The sequence below is a fragment of the Streptomyces sp. NPDC060194 genome, from assembly GCF_042728285.1.
Taxonomy (GTDB): Bacteria; Actinomycetota; Actinomycetes; order Streptomycetales; family Streptomycetaceae; genus Streptomyces.
In genome coordinates, this window is record NZ_JBHWZH010000291.1 from 1 (window position 1) to 1,904 (window position 1,904).

The following is a 1,904-nucleotide window of genomic DNA, read 5'->3' on the forward strand; positions in this document are numbered from 1 at the left end:
CGCCCCGGGGGGGGCTCGGTGTCCGGCCCGGCGGCCGGGGCGGCGGCCCCCCGGGGCCCCCGCTGGTTGGGGGGGGGGGCCCGGTTTCGTGCACCGGGCACCCCTGCCGTTCGCGCGGACACTCACTCGGCCGGCGTACCCGGCCGCCCCCGCCCCCGTAGAGTGACGGGCGCGTCGGAAAAACTTCAGAGGGGTGCCGGGAAGTCTGGTCGGCGGACGGAAGAGTCCTGCCCGCCCGACCCCCGAACCGGAGGCCACCACGTGCCCGCGCCCCCCTCCCTGCCGAAGTTCCTCCACCGCCCGTCCCTCCCCGAGCGGCGCCACCTCGCCGACGCGCTGCGCACGGAGACCGTCGGCGGCATGCTGCTCCTGGCCGCCGCGGTGGTCGCGCTCGTGTGGGCGAACGCCTTCGGCGGCAGCTACGAGCAGGTGCGCGACCTGCACCTCGGTCCCGCCGTCCTCGGGCTCGACCTGTCGATCGAGCACTGGACCGCCGACGGCCTCCTCGCGGTCTTCTTCTTCGTAGCCGGTGTCGAGCTCAAGCGCGAACTGGTGGCGGGCGAACTGCGCGACCGCAGGGCCGCGGCGCTGCCGGTGATCGCCGCCCTGTGCGGGATGGTCACGCCCGCGCTGGTCTACCTGGCCGTCAACCTGGTCGGCGGCGGGTCCACCGACGGCTGGGCCGTCCCCACCGCCACCGACATCGCCTTCGCCCTCGCCGTGCTGGCCGTCATCGGCACCTCGCTGCCCTCGGCGCTGCGGGCCTTCCTGCTCACCCTCGCCGTCGTCGACGACCTGTTCGCGATCCTGATCATCGCCGTGTTCTTCACCAGTGACCTGAACTTCGCCGCGCTCGGCGGCGCGTTCGCCGGCCTGCTCGTCTTCCACCTGCTGCTCCGCGCGGGCGTGCGTGGCTGGTACGTGTACGTCCCGCTCGCCGTGGTGGTCTGGGCGCTGATGTACAACAGCGGCGTGCACGCCACGATCGCCGGGGTGGCGATGGGGCTGATGCTCCGCTGCCACCGGCACGAGGGGGAGGAGCTGTCCCCGGGCGAGCGCGTCGAGCACCTGGTGCGGCCGCTGTCGGCCGGGATCGCCGTCCCGCTCTTCGCGCTGTTCTCGGCCGGGGTGGTGATGAGCGTCAGCGCCGTCGAGGACGTGTTCACCCGCCCGGAGACCCTCGGGGTGGTGCTCGGGCTCGTCGTCGGCAAGGCGCTCGGGATCTTCGGCGGGACCTGGCTGGCCGCCCGGTTCACCCGCGCGGAGCTGAACGACGAGCTCGCCTGGCCCGACGTGTTCGCGGTGGCCACGCTGGCCGGCATCGGCTTCACCGTCTCGCTGCTCATCGGGGAGCTCGCCTTCCCCGACGACCCCGGCCTCGCCGACGAGGTGAAGGCGGCCGTGCTGCTCGGCTCGCTGGTCGCGGCCGTGCTGGCCTCCGTCCTGCTCCGCACCCGCAACGCGAAGTACGCGCGGATGTGGTCGGAGGAGACCCGCGACGAGGACGGCGACGGCATTCCCGACATCGACCAGGTCGGCCTGCCGGAGTACCACCTCCGGATGGCCGCGATGTACGAGACGCGCGCGGCCGAGCACAGGAGGCGTGCGGAAGCCGCCGCCCGGGCAAGCGACGAGGACGACAGTCGGGCATGATCTGACATCTGACGGTGCGGCAGCGGGAACGCACGCCGTCCTGTGCGGCCGAAGAGCAGACGACGCAAGTGAACGCAGAGGAGAGACGCGATGAGCCATCTCGAGAGCGGCGGCGAGCGCAGCCTCGGTCAGCTGGTGGCGGCGGCGACCACCACGCGCATCCCGAGCCCGGTCTCCCGCGACGCGCTGTCGACCGCGTCCAGGATGATCTCCAGCGCCGGGGTGAGCCCGCCGAGCAGCGGGGCGTACGA

At 73.4% G+C, this 1,904-nt stretch carries 1 protein-coding gene and 1 pseudogene; one reads left to right on the forward strand and one right to left on the reverse strand.

Annotated elements, in window-relative coordinates:
• The first annotated feature begins 261 nt into the window (after positions 1 to 261).
• Positions 262 to 1,653 carry a Na+/H+ antiporter NhaA gene (gene nhaA / locus ACFWEG_RS28975; protein ID WP_387221082.1) on the forward strand — a complete coding sequence of 464 codons (1,392 nt, stop codon included), beginning with the start codon at positions 262 to 264 and terminating at the stop codon, positions 1,651 to 1,653.
• Between the two features lie 140 nt (positions 1,654 to 1,793).
• Here the strand turns inward: nhaA and ACFWEG_RS28980 are convergent.
• Positions 1,794 to 1,904, reverse strand: a pseudogene (locus ACFWEG_RS28980) (adenosine deaminase); the annotation flags it as partial.